Origin of the sequence: Novacetimonas hansenii JCM 7643 (genome assembly GCF_000964405.1) — a bacterium.
Lineage (GTDB): Bacteria > Pseudomonadota > Alphaproteobacteria > Acetobacterales > Acetobacteraceae > Novacetimonas > Novacetimonas hansenii.
The window spans coordinates 1-18020 of record NZ_BANE01000097.1 but is presented as its reverse complement, the minus strand read 5'-3'; the positions used below and the strand labels follow the sequence as shown (position 1 = coordinate 18020).

The 18020-nt window shown below is 55.2% G+C and carries 10 protein-coding genes; 5 read left to right on the top strand and 5 right to left on the bottom strand.

Features of this window, described 5'->3' with window-relative positions; genetic code table 11:
• Window positions 1–194 precede the first annotated feature (194 nt).
• The 3 genes from B7G66_RS08055 to B7G66_RS08045 form a co-directional block, all read right to left on the bottom strand.
• Complete coding sequence (locus B7G66_RS08055; protein WP_003616869.1) at window positions 195–3137, bottom strand: glycosyltransferase; 2943 nt, start codon at window positions 3135–3137, stop codon at window positions 195–197.
• Between the two features lie 67 nt (window positions 3138–3204).
• Entirely contained in the window at window positions 3205–6219 is a 3015-nt protein-coding gene (locus B7G66_RS08050) for a glycosyltransferase (RefSeq protein WP_040510321.1), read from the bottom strand.
• A gap of 47 nt (window positions 6220–6266) precedes the next feature.
• A complete protein-coding gene (locus tag B7G66_RS08045) occupies window positions 6267–6695 on the bottom strand; it encodes a hypothetical protein (protein WP_003616865.1) in 429 nt (142 codons plus the stop codon).
• A gap of 314 nt (window positions 6696–7009) precedes the next feature.
• On the opposite strand from B7G66_RS08045, the gene B7G66_RS08040 reads away from it, so the two are divergent.
• Window positions 7010–8581 carry a hypothetical protein gene (locus tag B7G66_RS08040; RefSeq protein ID WP_003616863.1) on the top strand — a complete coding sequence of 524 codons (1572 nt, stop codon included), beginning with the start codon at window positions 7010–7012 and terminating at the stop codon, window positions 8579–8581.
• Window positions 8582–8961: 380 nt separating this feature from the next.
• Entirely contained in the window at window positions 8962–10725 is a 1764-nt protein-coding gene (locus B7G66_RS08035) for an HAD-IIIC family phosphatase (protein WP_003616861.1), read from the top strand.
• Between the two features lie 208 nt (window positions 10726–10933).
• Here the strand turns inward: B7G66_RS08035 and B7G66_RS08030 are convergent, their stop codons facing one another.
• Both B7G66_RS08030 and B7G66_RS08025 read right to left on the bottom strand, forming a co-directional pair.
• The gene (locus B7G66_RS08030) at window positions 10934–12685 is read right to left on the bottom strand and encodes a stimulus-sensing domain-containing protein (RefSeq protein WP_003616858.1); all 1752 of its coding nucleotides are present in this window, start codon (window positions 12683–12685) and stop codon (window positions 10934–10936) included.
• A gap of 27 nt (window positions 12686–12712) precedes the next feature.
• Window positions 12713–13417, bottom strand: a complete 705-nt coding sequence (locus B7G66_RS08025) for a response regulator transcription factor (protein WP_040511238.1) — start codon at window positions 13415–13417, stop codon at window positions 12713–12715.
• Between the two features lie 266 nt (window positions 13418–13683).
• On the opposite strand from B7G66_RS08025, the gene B7G66_RS08020 reads away from it, so the two are divergent.
• The 3 genes from B7G66_RS08020 to dnaJ all read left to right on the top strand — a co-directional run bounded on the left by B7G66_RS08020 (window position 13684) and on the right by dnaJ (window position 17807).
• Window positions 13684–14313, top strand: coding sequence for a nucleotide exchange factor GrpE (locus B7G66_RS08020; RefSeq protein ID WP_003616853.1), 630 nt, complete (start codon window positions 13684–13686; stop codon window positions 14311–14313).
• Between the two features lie 206 nt (window positions 14314–14519).
• Window positions 14520–16442 (top strand): molecular chaperone DnaK, encoded by a 1923-nt coding sequence (gene dnaK, locus B7G66_RS08015; protein ID WP_003616850.1) that lies wholly within the window; start codon window positions 14520–14522, stop codon window positions 16440–16442.
• A gap of 237 nt (window positions 16443–16679) precedes the next feature.
• Window positions 16680–17807: a molecular chaperone DnaJ gene (gene dnaJ, locus B7G66_RS08010; RefSeq protein ID WP_003616848.1), complete on the top strand. Its 1128-nt coding sequence runs from the start codon at window positions 16680–16682 to the stop codon at window positions 17805–17807.
• The last annotated feature ends 213 nt before the right edge of the window (window positions 17808–18020 follow it).

The following is an 18020-nucleotide window of genomic DNA, read 5'->3' as shown; positions in this document are numbered from 1 at the left end:
ACTTTTCCTGTTTTTTATCAATGGTTTGTTTTCAAACAATCTCTGACTTAAACCATTGATAAATAATGGGTTTTATCTGCTATCTTTTGCCAGAATATGCTTGTTCAAAAGGCTTCCCGGAAATCCAGCGTGGATTTTATTATTACATACGAAGTAAAAACCGTGGGATATGAAAATATCTACCAACTTCACAATCAGTTTTTAAAATTCAGGATATCTGTTACGGCCCTTGTATAATCATCTGCTCGGTTCTCGAGGAATATGCGATGTAACGCATTACGCCGAAGCTGATTCCACAGCGTTTCATCCGTATAGACCTGCTGCATACTCCCTGCGAATGCCATCGGCTGCGTCTCCGATGCGCCTGCGATATCGCCCCCCGGTTCCCAGCCCACCTGCTGGATCAAAAGATCGGTCGCCACAATGGGCAGACCATGCGCCGCGGCTTCATGGATCTTGTACGGTATGCCTGCCGCAAAACGTGTCGGGGCAATAAAAACACGATGTGTATCATACAGAGGCACCAGATCTTCGACAGCCCCCAGCAATTCAAAACGTGGATGTGTCAATATGCTGGACAGGTCGATGCCATTGCCAACATACCCGGCCACCCTGATACGGATGTCTTCGGGCAGGAAATTATCCAGCAAGGGCACGACATGGTCATTCAGCCACGCCAACCCATCCCAATTGGGGGATTCCAAGTTCTGGATGGCCCCTACAAAAAGGAAATGCCTGCGTTCGCTAAAGGGGCGCGAACGGGGAACCGGCGTCTGCATATGGCCCAGAACGGACACATCCTGATCCACAATCCCCCTGATTAAGGTCGCTTCCCCTTTACTGACCGTTACAAAGCGGTCGATGAAATCCGTGTTCCGCAATTCGTAACGCAGCATGCCCTCCAGCTCTGGCAAGTCCGTTTGCCCCATGATCTGCATCCTGCCCTGCAGGCGTAACGCCGTGAGGGCTTCAGTATCCAGAACCACCCGACACCCTGCCAGAGCCGTCTCACTTGCCGTAAAAATGGGCTTCAGACGATCCGCATTATGGGTCCGCCCGATCCATATGATGTCATAATAACCCGCACGGGTGCGCAGAAACGCCGCAAGATCCCCCAGCCCCCGATCCCATATGATCTCTGCCCTGTCGGGAAAATCCTGATATCGCGTCATGGGCTGCGACCGTGGCGGGAAAATGGGATAGACCGTGACATGTGCGCCCAGCATGTCCACCATGGTGCGTACGATATCGTTGGAACGGGGGAAACCTGCCCCGATCGCACGCTGCGGCAGGTAATCTTCGATAAACAGAACACGCCTGTTCCCAGATTCGGCAAAGCGTGCCTTCAGCAGGTTGGATTCGTCACGTCGGTATTTTCCCTCTACATAATCACGGTTCTTATGGAAGAATTTTCCTATGTTCCGCCCAAGGCAGGCATCAATGTCATCCTGCCTGCCACTGCCGAATTCATAATGAAGGACAACGACATCAGGGTCATAGACAATCTCAAAACCACGCTGCCTGATCTGGACGCACAGGTCGGTTTCTTCATAGTACGCTGGGGCGAACAATGGATCGAATCCATTGAGTTCCTTGACGAGTTCGGTCCGTGCCAGAAGAAATGCACCAGAGCAGAAATCAACGGAACGCACGAAATTCGCCTCTGGCAACATGGGGGAGGCCCCCCGCAGATAGCCCGAGGTCGTGCCGTCATTCCAGACGATACAGCCTGCCTCCTGAAGCTCGCCGGTCGTACGGACCAGCTTCGCGCCAACCGCGCCCGCTCTTTCGTCCCGACGCAGGCGCGCACAGGCGGCATTCACCGCACCGGGCAACAGTTCCACGTCATTATTCAGGAACAGCACATAGGGCGCAGCCACCCGGGCCAGACCCAAATTGGCCCCGGCAAGGAACCCGACATTTTCAGACAGCCGGACAACCTCGATCCCACGGACATGACGTTCGATCAGGATCGTTTCATCTGTCGAGGCCCCATCGACAAGGATAAGCTGGATCGCCGCGTCGCAGGTCGCACGCAACGATGCAAGCGCCGTCATGGTAAACGCAAACTGGTCATGAACCACCATCACGACGCTCAGTTCAGGCAGGTCGCATGAAAAATCCATACACTGCTTCAGCAAAAGCGCCGTCCGAACCTCTGACATGCGGCGATAGGCGCGCTTGCAGACCATTTCGGGTCCGTGAGATTCATCGCCTGAATCAGGGAATTTTCCATAAAGCATGGCATAGGCGGCAAACGGGGTAGGATATTTCCCCTGTCCCACAACATCCGAAATGGCCGGGTCCTGCGCATACGACGTCAGGTTTACCCTTGCATGTGGACGACGGTCTTCATATTGCCCATAACGTATGAAATGTTCATACGCATTCCTGAAACATCCATCCGCGATAACCGCCGTCACGTCCGGGTTGCCCTGCGTATAGAATCGTTCGCTAAAAAACGGGTTGGGATCAAACGCTTCTGGTGACGGATTTCCCAGATAATGTCGCAGCGGATGCTGCCATTCATCTATATGCCTGGACATATCGGGATAGGCGCGCATGTACCATTCCGGGTCGAAATACGCAGATGTGCGACGCTCGACCACGGTATGATCCGTAGCGTTTTCAAGGAATGCCGCAAATATGCCGTTACGTTCATCATAAAGAAAATCAGGGTTTTCCCTGATAAACAGCGTCGTTGAAAAGAACAGGGATGCATCGCGTTTTTCGTGAGCGCCATATCTCAGGAAATGGTCATAACCATTACGCAGCCCATGTGCCTCAAGCTGTTCAGGGGACATGCAGACCTGTGTCCGGCAATAGAACTCTTCATCAAAAAAGCAGTTGGGATTACGGTCTTTGCACCCATATTGATGATAATGTTCAAATCCTGATGAAACCTTCCCGGATTCAATAAGGGAAAGGACATCGGGATAGACCATCCTGTACCATTCCTCGTCAAAAAACATGTTGGGTGAATGGCCCAGATTTTCTCCAAAATCCTTATAAAACCGAAATATACTGCCATCATCATGCAGGTCGAATGCGCTGATGACGGCGTGATAATGCTGTTTGTACCATGACGCGTTGAAACATGCCCAGTCATGTTTTATGGCCAGATCCTCAATCGACATCACAATACTCTCTGTCCCTGTGAAAACCTGTTCTGTACTAATGGAGATAGGGAAATTCCCGCATGAATCATGATTGTATGAAATGCGCTGGATTCAACAAGATGTTGGCCAACGACGCGACAGGCAGATGAAGCGGGATAACAAGCCCCCCGCCTGCCATCCTGATACGTTCCGCCGGGGCACCGATATCGAATGTCACCACGGGGAATTTGTGACGCCAGAACTCCGTCAGTACATAGGACCAGGTTTCAGGCCACACGGCAGGCAGAAAGCCCCAGTCACAATGCTGCATCTGTATCAGTGAGGTCAGTTCGTTTTCGGCATAACGCCCGGTAATATCCACAACCCCGGTTTCCAGCAGCCGTGAATCGTCACATGTAAACCCCACGATTGAAAACCGCAGCGGCAGCCCCGTGGATGCAACATACCGCGCGAGCCTGAGCAGGATATCATATCCTTTTTCAATGCCGATTGCCCCGATCAGCAGAATACGCCTGATATCCGTGGGGTGCCGGGGCCTGAAAATGATATCCTGCGTTGTCACTGGTGCCTCCCACTGTTCCAGGACAATCGCGACATCGATATGCCGGCGATAACGTGTGGCCACATCCTCACATGATGCAATCACTGCCCGTGCCCGCCGAAGGATATCCGTGCTGAGTTCCCGCAATAACGACAATGCCGTATCATCAGACGTCGCCCGGCCACGGTCCATGACGCAGGTCTCGCAAGCGGAAGCCTCGGGCTCACCGCAATAAAGATTGTTGTGCGATACAAGCGTAATCTGTGGGCAAAACCAGGAATAGTCATGAAGATAAACATCATAGGCGAGTCCAAAGAGGGAAACCCAATGAATGTCCTTTATTCCTGCGCCAATATAACTGTGGATTTCCATTTTTTCACAGTTGAGCGACAGCAGAAGTTCACGAAGGTCCGGCCCACGTCGCGATAGAATGATATTGGGATAATCATCGGCGAGATAAGGCACAACCTCCCAGCGGGGATAGCCATCTGGCGCATCGGCCGGGCAGGGGGAGATGATGAGCGGGATGCGCCCATCTTCGACAATGGCCAGCGCGCGTTCCTGTACGAAACGATGCACCCCCCCTTCGCGGTCATGCGTCATCAATGCAACGGTATGACGCCCTGCAACGGCCTGCGACAGGCGGCGGACATCAAGTTCACGCCGGAACCGATGCAGGGGGTCGCGTTTCTGCCATTCATTGACAAGGCGGTCGTAACCGGGATGCAATCCATTGAGCAGCCCGAGGTTACGCCGGATAAGATCGCCCTTGAACGCACTGAAGGACTGTCCTTCGGCATGTCCGACATAAGTGCCCAGACATACCACGTGCCGCCATCCCAGTGACGCAGCACGACGGCTGAAATCATTTTCTTCGCCATAGCCCTGGGCAAAAACGTCCTCGCGCAGGACACCTGTCTGGTGCAGGCATTCCGCGCGGATATACATGCAAAACCCATGACCTGTCGGAACCTCCACAATCTCCGCGTTGCCGATTTCCTCCAGCATGGATGAAAGCTCGACCACCTCGTCATATGACGGGATCGGGTTGTTGCCATCATTGCGTGGATAACTGAAGATGGTCGCGGCATTGGACAGTGGCGTTGCCGTTCCGATGTCCGGCGCGCGATAGATGGCATCACGCAGTTTCCCAATCCAGCCCGGGGGCGGGATGGTATCGCTGTTCAACAGAATCGCATCCTCATCCCCGCCGACTTCGCGCAGACCACGATTGGCGGAATAAGTAAATCCACGGTTACGCGCATTGCAAAGAACCGTAATACCCTCCTGCCCCGCGACGGTTTCAAGGAAATCGACGATACGGGGGTCGGGTGAGAAATCGTTAATCACGACCAGCCGCTCGTCCGGGCCCCGCCATTTCAGGGCCAGTTCGATACATTCTTTTGTAACTTCATACCCTTTGTAAACCGGAATGATGACGGCAACCCGGTTTCTACGTGCTTCACGGCATGCGGCAGGAAGACCCTGCTGTGCGAATTGCGGCGTATACAGCGCGGGAAAGGGCTGGTTGAATTCAGGTGACGTGACCTTGGAATATGCAGTGGGGAATGTTCGCGCCACCCATTGCGCCTGCGCACGCGCATACCGCGCACCGGCAAGGGGATCGAGCGGACTGCCGTAAAATTCCTGCTGGAAACGATCCATGACCCGGACACATGGTGTTTCCACCCCGACCAGGTCGCCCCACGGAATCAGGAATGCCGTGCGCTCCTTTTCTGCGACAAGGAAGTCGGTCGCGACATCGCCAAGAACACCGTCAAAGAGCAGGGTATCACCATCAGCAGCCCGGACCCACACATGATCGACCGATGCAAGGTTATTGGGGTGGCGGAACCATCCCGTCAGGCCTTCGGAACTGCCTTCCACAAACCCTTCACATCGCCAGATTGTCCGGGATTCAAGAGCGCTGCCCAACATATCCCGGCCATTATGCAGGACATGGATGGCGGGAAGGTGGGAGGGAAGTTCGAAATTTGTAATCTCATAGACCGAAAATCCGCCAAAGCCCCCAACCAAGCGCAGCTCCGCCTGATATTCGGTATCGTCATGGCGCCACCTGATGTCATCATTGTCAGTACCATCCTCCAACCCGATGACAATACGGCCATCGGGTTGCATGGCGCACCACCCGCCACAACGGTGCGCACCCGACAGGATGCTGAAAACCACAAAGGCAACATGTTCATAAACAACGGCCACTTCACGAAGGAATGCGCGCAGTTCACCAAAAGTACGATCATGCGCCCCAAACCGCAGGCGTGTCAGCAACAGGAAAAAACGTGCAATGGGGGAAGTGGCATGCAGGGACAGATATTCAAGTGGTTCCGATGCACGCGGTTCACCAATCGCCAGACGGCACAGGCCAATTCCCAACATGATGTCACGCGCGCTGGGATGCGCACGCTGGAGATATTCCAGACGACCAAGCACAAGCGCCAGATCTTGTGACGGTGGCAGAAGTTCATCATACCGCGAAGACAGGGACAGGATATAGCGACGGGCAGACCCTTCTATGAAATCATCCATATCACCATTCATGGTATCGAATCCCCTGCAACAGGCCCGGCAATGAATATCTCCTGCTTTTATTTATACTTGTTGTTCAACAGGAACTGACGCCACGTATCATACAGCGGCACCAGCGCGCGGCTTGGCGCCCGCAATTCAGCGCGACCGACGGCCTGCCAATGTTCCTTGCCTGTTGTCCAGTCGCCACGACGGACAGATGCCACGACATCGGGATTGTTTTTCAGATACCATTTTTCATCAAACTCATTCCCGCCGGTATCACGACCTTCAAAAAAACCGGTATAAAGGAAATGTTCGTGACCACTTTTTATCTCCCCCCGATGAACTGCCGCATCGACATCAGGGTTTGTCTGAAGATAGGCCTGCTCGTCAAAAGGAAGGGATTTCAGATATTCTGAAAGCAGAAAGCGGAATAGTGTCTTGGAGATGATTACATTGGCTCCGCTTTCTTCAGCCAGCGGAGAAAGAACAGAATATGGAATCATGGCGCGATCACCCCTTGCAACAATAATCTTATAAAAATATCATAAAATACATGTAAAATATGGTCAACTATTAACAAGTAATTAACAAATACACTTCATATTAACATATTATTAATATTGTGTATATCAATGTTATTTTTATTTTGTTAATTGTTCATTAAAGAGGTCATGCACAACATGGCATCATAAGATCACTAAAAATTTGGTGAATATGTGAATGAAAATCCATATGCAATGAAAATTGCAGCAAATTTTCTCAGAAACTCTCCAATATATTTGATATGCTTTACTTAAAGCATGAAAGCCCGATAGCCATGCCCCTGAAACGCACCGTGGCCGCTTTCCTGTTCCTCAGTATCGGGCACGCCATCGCACAGGAAAGCATCCCCAACCACCTGCGCCATCCAGCAGCCCCATGCACGGATAATACGACCGCCCTTTCGCCGGGTTGCACATCCTCGACCCCGCCGGAAAAACTCGACCTGCGGGATACCGTTACCGGCCTGTCCTGGCCCATGACCCTTGGTGAAATCGCAACATATGCGGATCACGCCGTACAACAGACAGACATAGGATCACCCGGTGGCGTCGCCAGACTGGATACGACCGGTGCCTTTGACGGGGATGCCAGCCCGGCACGGGTACGGACGGCAGGCGGCATGACATCCCGTACCATGGCACGACATTTCAATGATATCCTGTCGCCACTGGATTTTGGGGGCAGGTTCGATGGAGGTGATGAAAGCCTTTCCCTCGACGCCTATCGGGGCAGTTTTACGTCTTCGGCCCTGCTACGGATACCAAAAGGATCATTTACAGATCACACGCCACCCGTTTCGGGGTATCCGGGCACACAGATCTGGATATCCGATGGCGCAAGCGATGCCGCATCGGGGAACAGTTTTCGCATTTTTCCCGCACCGACCGGTGATACGGTCATCTCCAACTATGCCGGCACCCTCAACATCGCCAAAAACGGCAATCATGCTGGCGACGGCGCAGTGGTCAGTGTGGATTACACGATCAACACACCTGCCAAAAACTGGAATACCACGAAAAACCCTGTTTACAACGCCCATTTTGGGATTACTGAAAACTGTGACGAAGCCAGCATCGCAAATCGGGGACAGGTCTATTGCCTCAGCAGCCAGTTGACCGCCGCCTCTTATAACGGGGCCATAAAAACAGATGCGAACCTTTTTGCGATCCGCCCCGCCATTACCGACAGCCATGGCCCACGAAGCCAGATTTCAGGCATAAATACAGGCGTGATCGACAAGACCGGATTACCGTCATCAAAGGCCGGGGGAATAGAATCCGCTGAAATAGACCTGTATGCCAGCGGTGCGGACGACGGGCATGACAGGGTTGCCCTCCTCGTTGGATCACAACAGCAAAAAGACGACAGCCACAACACTCTTGAGGTAGGAAATGGCATCCTGCTCCGCGCTGGGGCCTATACGTTTTATGACAGTGCGTTCCAGATCATGGGGGCCTATAAAAATGCTGCCATAGACCTGCGTTATGCCAATACCGGATGCCCTGGAAATATCTGTGCGCCCGCACTCTGGCTGGGGGAACTGGGGCCAGTTTCTTTTGGCCGCAGCGATCCGAACAGAATCAAGATGTTTGGTGATTATGATGGAAATATGCATCTGGTGACACATTATGAAGATGCACTTGAACTGACAGGATCGGGGGATACCATTATTTTTGGCAGACTGAACGCAAAACAGGGCGTCATCCTGCCCACTATGACCGAACATCAGATCAGGAACATCCCAACCCCGGTCGAAGGGCAGATCGTAAACGATCAGGACGCCCATAGCCCGGCAATTTTTGAAAACGGTCATTGGTACCATCTTCCTCTTGGGAAGGAAATTTAAAAACCCGTTTGAAAACAAATTTTTGATAAACAATAGGGAAATATTTTTATGTTGCCTCCTGATCGGAAAAGGCAACATCTTTCGAAGCTTTTTGAAAAAAAGCTTCACCAAAAACTTTTACTATTTCCAATATTTTATCGGAATTATCTTTTCAAACAGGTTCTTAATGGAAATTTTAGGACTGTATTTTTTGTAATACATTCTGCAAAAATTATTCAAATACTCTTAAAAGCCAGATTTTATCATAGATTAATGTTTATATATTACTTTAAAAGTTCATAAAAATATTGAAATTCATATATTATTAAAATATTGACGAATAATTTACAATATTTTGTCTCCAATACGCCAAAGCGTCATCCGCCTGATGGAGAAATTTTATGTCTGAAGAAATTCGTCTTGTTATATGGGATCTTGATGAAACATTTTGGCATGGCACCCTGACCGAAGGGGGCATTTCCTATTCGGATGAGCATCATAATATCGTCGTGGAACTTGCCAAGAGAGGCATCATGAGTTCCATTTGTTCAAAAAATGACCCAGATTCCGTTCAACGCATCCTGCAGGAAAAAGGGATCTGGGATTATTTCGTATTCCCCAGCATCGACTGGTCCCCAAAAGGGGGGAGGGTTTCTGAAATCATCAGGCGTATACAGCTTCGTCCTGAAACAGTCCTGTTCATTGATGACAATCCCCATAACCTTCAGGAAGTGCTGTCGGTCAACCCGGCAATCCAGGTTGCGGATGAACATGTCATTCCCCACCTTCTGGTCGATGCACGTATGATGGGCAAGGATGATACGGTCCTGTCACGACTGAAACATTACAAAATTCTTGAAAGCCGGGATGAAGAGAAAGAAACCTTCTCCACCATCGAAGGCTTCCTGAAAGAAAGTAACATCAAGGTGGAAATCATCTATGATGTCGAAAACCACCTTGATCGTGCCATTGAACTGATCAACCGTACAAACCAACTGAACTTTACAAAGCAGCGCCTGCCCGAAAACCAGCAGGAAGCCAGGGATATCCTGCTTTCACAGATCAAGCAGGCATTCAGATATTCGGGGCTCGTCCGCGTAAGCGATAAATTTGGTGATTACGGTATCGTGGGGTTCTATTCCCTCGTCTCAGTCAACAGGATCAGCTATTTTGAGCATTTCTGTTTTTCATGCCGCATCCTGGGGATGGGGATTGAACAATGGGTTTACCAGTCGCTGGACAGACCCGACCTGCATGTACAGGGTAAGGTCATATCGGATGTGAATTCCCCGGCCCACATTGACTGGATCAATCAGGAAGGACGTGACGCCGCCACCGAAACCACAACACATAAAAAGAGCATATATATTCGCGGGGGCTGCCACGCTGCCGGACTGGCCCATTACCTGAAACAGGGCCGGAACCATGTGGTTGAAGAACAGAATTTCTGTCGCGATGGTGTCGGCATCCGCATTGACCATTCACAACTTTTCCGTGACGCGATCTATGGACTGACGGATGAGCGGCTGGAATGGATATCGCAGCTTGGTTATCGGCGTGAAGATTTTAAAACGCAGTTCAATGATATGACCTTTGATGTGTACGTGCTGAATTTTTCCGTTGATGCATTGTACGCAACATATTCATACCAGGATAACGTCATCAGGTATCCATTCCCTGAATGCCGTTCCATCATGACGGAGAATTTTTCACGCGAAGAATACCATGACCAGAATAAATTCCTTGATGATATTTTCCGCAATGCCGCATCAGGAGATTTTCATTATCACAGCCCTGACCCATCATATTTCGAAAACTGCCTGAAGGATATCCTATCCCGCATTCCCGAAGGGGCTTTCTTATTTATCCTGCTGGGTGGGGAAAAATTCCTCAATCGGGAAAATGAACTTGAAACAGTTCTGACCCATATCCCGTTCAACCAGAAAATCATTGAGCTGATAACGCAAAGAAAAAATTCTTTCCCCCTGCAACTTGATGATTATGTCAGGGACAAAAGTGACCAGACCGACCGGGAGCACTTCGGACGCATGGTGTATTACAGGATTTACAAAGCCATTACCGACATCGTGTCATCAGGCACCACACCCACACCAAAATCCACACACGATGCACAACCCGCCACCGTCATGTTACACGAGGCATAATGCCATTCGTGATCCTATGGTGAAAAACATTCCCGGACGCCATGTTTTTTAAATATGGCGTCTCTTCCTGAACCCAAAGCACGAGGTCCGTGACAATTCCCGAAAAAAGGAAACATCCAGAATCACAAGGTCCATATCATTAAATATACCATTTTATAATCAATGGGTTTTGCGAAACCATGCCTTGGACTGCACATTCATATCGCATCTAACCTACTCTTGGCAGGCAGATGACAAATCTTGCGCCGGTAACTTTCCCATCGGCATCAATCCTGTTTTCCGCGCTGATTGTCCCGCGCAGGGCCTCGACGATCTGGCGGCTGATGGACAGGCCCAATCCCGAATGCTGTCCGAAATTCTCGCTTGTCGGGCGCTCGGAATAGAAACGGTCAAAAATATTATCCAGCTTCGCCTGCGGAATGCCTGGCCCTTCATCGGCAACGGCTATTTCCACCATATTGCCCGCCGGAACCGCGCTCAGCAGGATCTGCCCGTCGGGGGGCGAAAACGAAATCGCGTTGCCGATCAGGTTACGCAACACCTGCACCAACCTGTCCTCCACCGCCATGACGGTCAACGGACGCTCGGCACTGTTGCCGCTGCTTGCGACCCCCATGACCGGCTGTCCGGGCTGGCGCGTGGTCTGGTGGATTTCCGCCAGAACCGACAACAGCGGCACCACCGCCAGTGGTTCGGCGCGCGCACGCGACAGTTCGGCATCAACGCGGCTGGCATCGGAAATATCGGTAATCAGCCGGTCCAGCCTGCGCACATCGTCATGGATGATCATCATCAGCCGCCGCTGGCGTTCGGGGTCCTCGATACGCAGCAACGTTTCAATGGCGGACCGGATGGATGACAGAGGGTTCTTGATTTCATGGCTGACATCGGCAGCAAAGCGTTCGATGGCGTCCATGCGCGCCCACAGCGCGCTCGCGCTGTCCTGAAGCGCACGCGCCACCTCCCCGATCTCGTCACGGCGCAACAGCAGGCGTTCGGGCACGGTATCGGTCCGGCCGGAAGATTCACGCATCACATGCGCCGATGCCGCCAAGCGCAGCAATGGCCGCGCGATTGTCAGCGACAGATACCATGACAGCAGGATCGTCAGCGCCAGCGCCATCAGGAACAGCGACAGGATGGACGACCGCACGGCGAACAGGGAACGGTCCACGTCGCGCGCCTCACGCGTCAACTGGATGATCCCCACCGTGGTCTGCCCCTCATGCATCACGGGTTCAGCCACCGTCACCATCAGGCGCTGGTGCGCGGTGCGGCGGATATAGGGGGGCATTTCCATGATGCGCATGCCGTTCGGCCCGGCCACCGGCTGCACCGATGGGTCGGTGTCGGGGGTGTCAAGCGTCATGATCCGCTCCCCCGACAGGGTCGGCAGTTGCGACAGCAGCCAGTTATACAGCCGTTCGCCAATATTCCGGGACTCGGGATACAGGGGGGAATGGTCGTCTTCCTCCCCCATCCCGTCATGCGCCGTACCACCGGGCGGTGTGGTGGCGCGCCCAACCCGTTCGACACGACTATCGGCAACCGGCTGGCCATCGGGGGCGAACAGGCGGGCACGCGCGCTTGGGCTTGGCTCCGTCAGGCGCAGCAGCAAAGGACGCGCCAGCGCAGGGTCCAGCAGGACCCCATGGCGCGTGGATGTCACCGCACTCTGCCCCAGCGCACCGGCATAGATGCGCGCCTGCTCTCGCAGGGCCGACACCTCGGCCTCCAGCAGGCTGTTCTGGAACTGTGTCAGATACAGCAATGTCAGCGCCAGCAGCCCCAGCGGCAACATATTGACCAGCAAGATACGCCGCATGAGCGGAGAGACCAGCCGCGTGCGGTACTCCATATACGCCACGGCAGCGGCCGTGTTCCCCGACAGGCGGCCGCCCGTGCCCCTGGGGCGCAGGCGCGCGCGCAACGCGGACAGGCGCACGGCGATATCAGGCATGGTGATCGGGCGCTTCAGGGGAAAATCCTACTCTTCCTTATAGCGATAGCCTATGCCGTACAGCGTCTCGATCTGGTTGAAATCTTCATCCACCTGCCGGAACTTCTTGCGCACACGCTTGATATGGCTGTCGATGGTCCGGTCATCGACATAGATGTTCTCGCCATATGCGGCATCAATCAACTGATCGCGCGACTTTACCAGGCCAGGACGCGTGGCCAGCGCCTTGACCAGCAGGAATTCCGTTACCGTCAACTGGATATCACGCCCATGCCACAGGCACTGGTGGCGCGTCTCGTCAAGCGAGAGGTTGCCGCGCACCATATTGCCCGCCGGGTTCGCGCCCACGGCCTCGTTACGGGTCAGCTCGTTACGGCGCAGCAGCGCACGGATACGCTCCAGCAGGAGGCGCTGCGAAAAGGGCTTGGTGATATAGTCGTCCGCCCCCAGCCGCAGGCCCATCAACTGGTCCACCTCCTTGGACGACAGGAAGATAACCGGAAGCTGCGACCGCGCACGCAGCCGCTGCAACAGCTCCATCCCGTCCATGCGCGGCATCTTGATATCGAGCACCGCCAGATCGGCCGCACGGCTCATCAGGCCATGCAGGGCGCTTTCACCATCGGTATAGGTATGGACGGTGAACCCTTCCGCTTCCAGCGTCATCTGCACGGACGTCAGGATGTTGCGATCGTCATCAACCAGCACGATCGTCTGTTTCGTCGGCTCCATCAGGATCTCTTCTGCTTCATCTGCGGATTGCGGCCACCGGGCGCGCGCGTCGGGGACTTGCCTTGTGGGGCGGTTGAAGCATAGCGTCATATCGACCCGCATGTCATGAGGGCATGCGCCATATTGATGAACATGAGGAAGGGACGGGACGGCCGCCCGGCACCTGACGGGGCAGAAAGCGAAGACGGCACGGCACGCAAATTCGGCATGCCTGTGCAGAGCGTCATGCCTTGTCCATCTGGCGACCGTTACCTACTTGATAGGTCATGACCCACGATACAGACCCCACCCCCAACGCTGACGCCCCATACGGCGCCAGCGCACACCAGCCCCACACAGAGGGCACGCAGTCACCACACGACGCCGCGGCAACCGAGGCCGAAGCCACGGCGCAAGGCGCGACGGAAACCGGTGCCGAAACCCCGGACCGCATTGCGGAGCTGGAGGCCGAAGTCGCTGCCATGCGTGAAAAATGGGTACGCGCAGAGGCGGAAATGCAGAACCTGCGCACCCGCACCAAGCGCGAAATCGAGGATGCGCGGCAGTACGCCACGCAGAAATTCGCCCGCGACGTGGTGGAAGCCGCAGAAAACCTCAAGCGCGCGCTTGCAAGCCTGCCCGCCCCCACAGAGGACGAAGACGGCATCATCAAAAGCATGCGCGAGGGAATCGAAAGCACCGAACGCTCGTTCATCGGCATCCTTGAACGCAACGGCATCGTCGCCGTGGATGCACAGGGCAAGCCGTTCGACGCCAACCAGCACCAGGCGATGGCCGAACAGCACAGCGACGAACACCCCGCCGGCACCGTCATGCAGGCATGGACGCCCGCATGGACACTGCATGGTCGCCTGCTGAAGCCTGCAATGGTCGTCGTGTCCAAGGGACAGGCCTGATATCACGGGCTGAAAATGCCGATTGATCGGCGCCCACCCCCTTGAAAGGGCGCAGGGGGCTGCTTAAATCGGAAAGTAACGCTGACGGGTGCGCCGGGTGGATGTGAAGATGACAGTCCCCTGTCCCCGTTGGCAAATGAATGAACGATCAAAGGGTTTGCGCGGATGCTTCGGGTCCACGCAGGCCGCTATCAAGGAGAGTATTCATGGGTAAGGTTATCGGTATCGACCTTGGCACGACCAATTCGTGCGTTGCGGTTCGCGAAGGCGACGAAACCCGCGTTATTGAAAACAGCGAAGGCGCACGCACCACCCCGTCCATGGTGGCGTTCACCGACAATGGTGAAATGCTGGTGGGTCAGGCGGCAAAGCGTCAGGCCGTCACAAACCCGTCCAACACGCTGTATGCGGTCAAGCGCCTGATCGGCCGTCGCTTTGACGACCCGACCGTCGCAAAGGACAAGGACCTTGTCCCCTATGCCATCGTCAAGGGCGACAATGGCGATGCGTGGGTCGAGGCACAGGGCAAGAAATATGCCCCGGCACAGATTTCCGCCTTCATCCTGGGCAAGATGAAGGAAACGGCTGAATCCTATCTCGGTGAAACGGTGACGCAGGCCGTTATCACGGTCCCGGCCTACTTCAACGACGCGCAGCGTCAGGCGACAAAGGACGCGGGCCGTATCGCGGGCCTCGAAGTCCTGCGCATCATCAACGAGCCGACGGCAGCAGCCCTTGCCTATGGCCTGCAGAAGAAGAACGGCGGCACGATCGCGGTCTATGACCTTGGTGGTGGCACGTTCGACGTCTCGATCCTCGAAATCTCCGATGGCGTGATCGAGGTGAAGTCCACCAATGGCGACACGTTCCTCGGCGGTGAAGACTTTGACGCGCGGATCATTTCCTACCTCGCGGATGAGTTCAAGCGCGAGCAGGGCATCGACCTGCGTCAGGACAAGCTGGCCCTGCAGCGCCTGAAAGAAGCCGCGGAAAAGGCGAAGATCGAGCTGTCCTCCGCCAAGGAAACGGAAATCAACCTGCCGTTCATCACGGCCGATGCGTCCGGTCCGAAGCACCTTGTGCTGAAGCTGACCCGCGCGAAGCTGGAAAGCCTGGTTGACGACCTGATCCAGCGCACGCTGGAACCCTGCCGCGCCGCGCTGAAGGATGCGTCGGTCAACGCTGGTGAAATCGACGAAGTGATCCTGGTCGGCGGCATGACCCGCATGCCCAAGGTCATCGAGGCGGTGAAGCAGTTCTTCGGAAAGGAACCCGCCCGCAACGTGAACCCTGACGAAGTCGTGGCCATCGGCGCCGCGGTACAGGGCGCCGTGCTGCAGGGTGACGTGAAGGACGTCCTGCTCCTCGACGTGACGCCGCTGTCGCTGGGGATCGAGACGCTTGGCGGTGTGTTCACCCGCCTGATCGATCGCAACACGACGATCCCGACGAAGAAGAGCCAGACCTTCTCCACGGCCGAGGACAACCAGAACGCCGTGACCATCAAGGTCTATCAGGGCGAACGTGAAATGGCTGCCGACAACAAGATGCTCGGCACGTTCGACCTGACCGGGATCGCGCCCGCCCCGCGTGGTGTGCCGCAGATCGAGGTGACGTTCGACATCGACGCCAACGGCATCGTGTCCGTGTCCGCCAAGGACAAGGCGACCGGCAAAGAACAGCAGATCAAGATCCAGGCGTCCGGCGGGCTGTCTGAATCCGACATCGAAAACATGGTCAAGGACGCGGAAGCGAATGCCGCCGCCGACAAGATCAAGAAGGAACAGGTCGAGGCCCGCAACCAGGCCGAAGGTCTGACCCATCAGGTCGAAAAGTCCCTGTCCGAAGCTGGCGACAAGGTTCCGGCAGCCGACAAGGCCGAAGCTGAAACCGCAATTGCCGAGGTCCGCAAGGCCCTTGAAGGCAGCGATGCCGAAGCCCTGAAGACGGCGACCGATCGCCTGACACAGGCTGCGATGAAGGTGGGTGAAGCCGTCTATAAGGCCGGTCAGGCAGAAGGCGCGCCGGGTGCCGCAGGTGCCGCGCCGGGTGCGGGTGCCGCCCCGAACGGCGAAAAGGTCATGGATGCCGACTTCGAGGATGTGGACGACAGCAAGAAATCGTCCTGATCGTCGCAAGGCGTCATACATACTCCGGTAACGGGGGCGCGGAAGCCATGTGCATTCCGCCCCTGGTCCCAGGTGGCGCCCGTGCTTCGTGGAAGACGGGCGCCTTTCCTGTTTTTAAAGCCCCGACAGGAATCCGATACGGATTCCCCACCCCAATCGACAACGGTTCCGCCGTGCCCATAACAGGGACACCCATCCCCCGTCCCGGGGCGGCCCCGTTTCCACCGAGGACCCATTATGGCCACCAATCTTGATTACTACGCGGTTCTGGAAGTTGCCCGTGATGCCGATGGCACCGAAATCAAGAGGGCGTATCGCCGGCTGGCCATGAAATACCACCCGGACCGTAATCCCGGCGATACCGAGTCCGAAAACCGGTTCAAGGAAATCAACGAAGCCTATGACGTCCTGAAGGACGATCAGAAACGCGCGGCCTACGACCGCTTTGGCCATGCGGCGTTCGAGGGTGGCGGCCCTGGTGCCGGTGGCTTTGATTTCGGCGGTGGCGGGCTTGGCGATATCTTTGAACAGATGTTCGGCGACATGATGGGGGGACGTCGCGGCGGCCGTCGCGCGGGGGCTGACCTGCAGGTGCAGGTCAGCATCACGTTCGCAGAGGCATTCTCCGGCGTTAAAAAACAGATCAGCGTCCCCACGCGCGTGACCTGCGAAAGCTGTGACGGCACCGGGTCCGCAGACAAGGACCAGCCGGCAGAAACCTGCCCCTCCTGCCATGGTGCGGGCAAGGTCCGCGCACAACAGGGCTTCTTCTTTGTGGAACGTCCCTGCCCGACCTGTCATGGCAGCGGTCGCCTGATCCGCAATCCCTGCAAGGCATGTCATGGCACCGGCACGGTGGAAAAGAACCGCACGCTGGAGGTCGCGATTCCGGCAGGGGTCGAGGATGGCACACGCATCCGCCTGTCGGGCGAGGGCGAGGCCGGTGGCGCAGGCGTCACGCCGGGCGACCTGTATGTCCATATCAGCGTGGAGGCCCATCCCCTGTTCCAGCGCGACGGGGCCAACATTTACTGCCGTGTGCCGGTGCGCATGGCGCAGGCGGCGCTGGGTACGGAAATCGAGGTACCGGTCGTCGATGGGTCACGTACCAAGGTAAAGATCCCGGCAGGCACCCAGACGGGCGAGAATTTCCGCCTGCGTGGCAAGGGGTTCTCCGTCCTGCGGTCTTCGGCACGGGGCGACATGTATATTCAGGTCGTCGTGGAAACCCCGCGCCACCTGACGCGCCGTCAGCGTGAACTGCTTGAGGAGTTCGAGGCCGATGGTGGGGGACATGACAAGGGCAGCCCGGAGAGCACCGGCTTCTTCAGCAAGGTGAAGGACTTCCTCGAAGGCAAGCTCTGACCATCATCGCCCCGGCCCGGTGCGCCATGGTTGAAATGGCCGCCGGATCGGGTATAGGCTCCTTTTTCATATGCATGGTGTCCCCCCAACTTGCACCATGGATATGTTACAGGCGGCGCGATCCCCCGGTCGCGCCGCCATCTGTTTAGAGACTGTTTGAAAAGTCAGGCTCGATAACACACTGAAATTATAAAGGTTTTTGGTGAAGCTTTT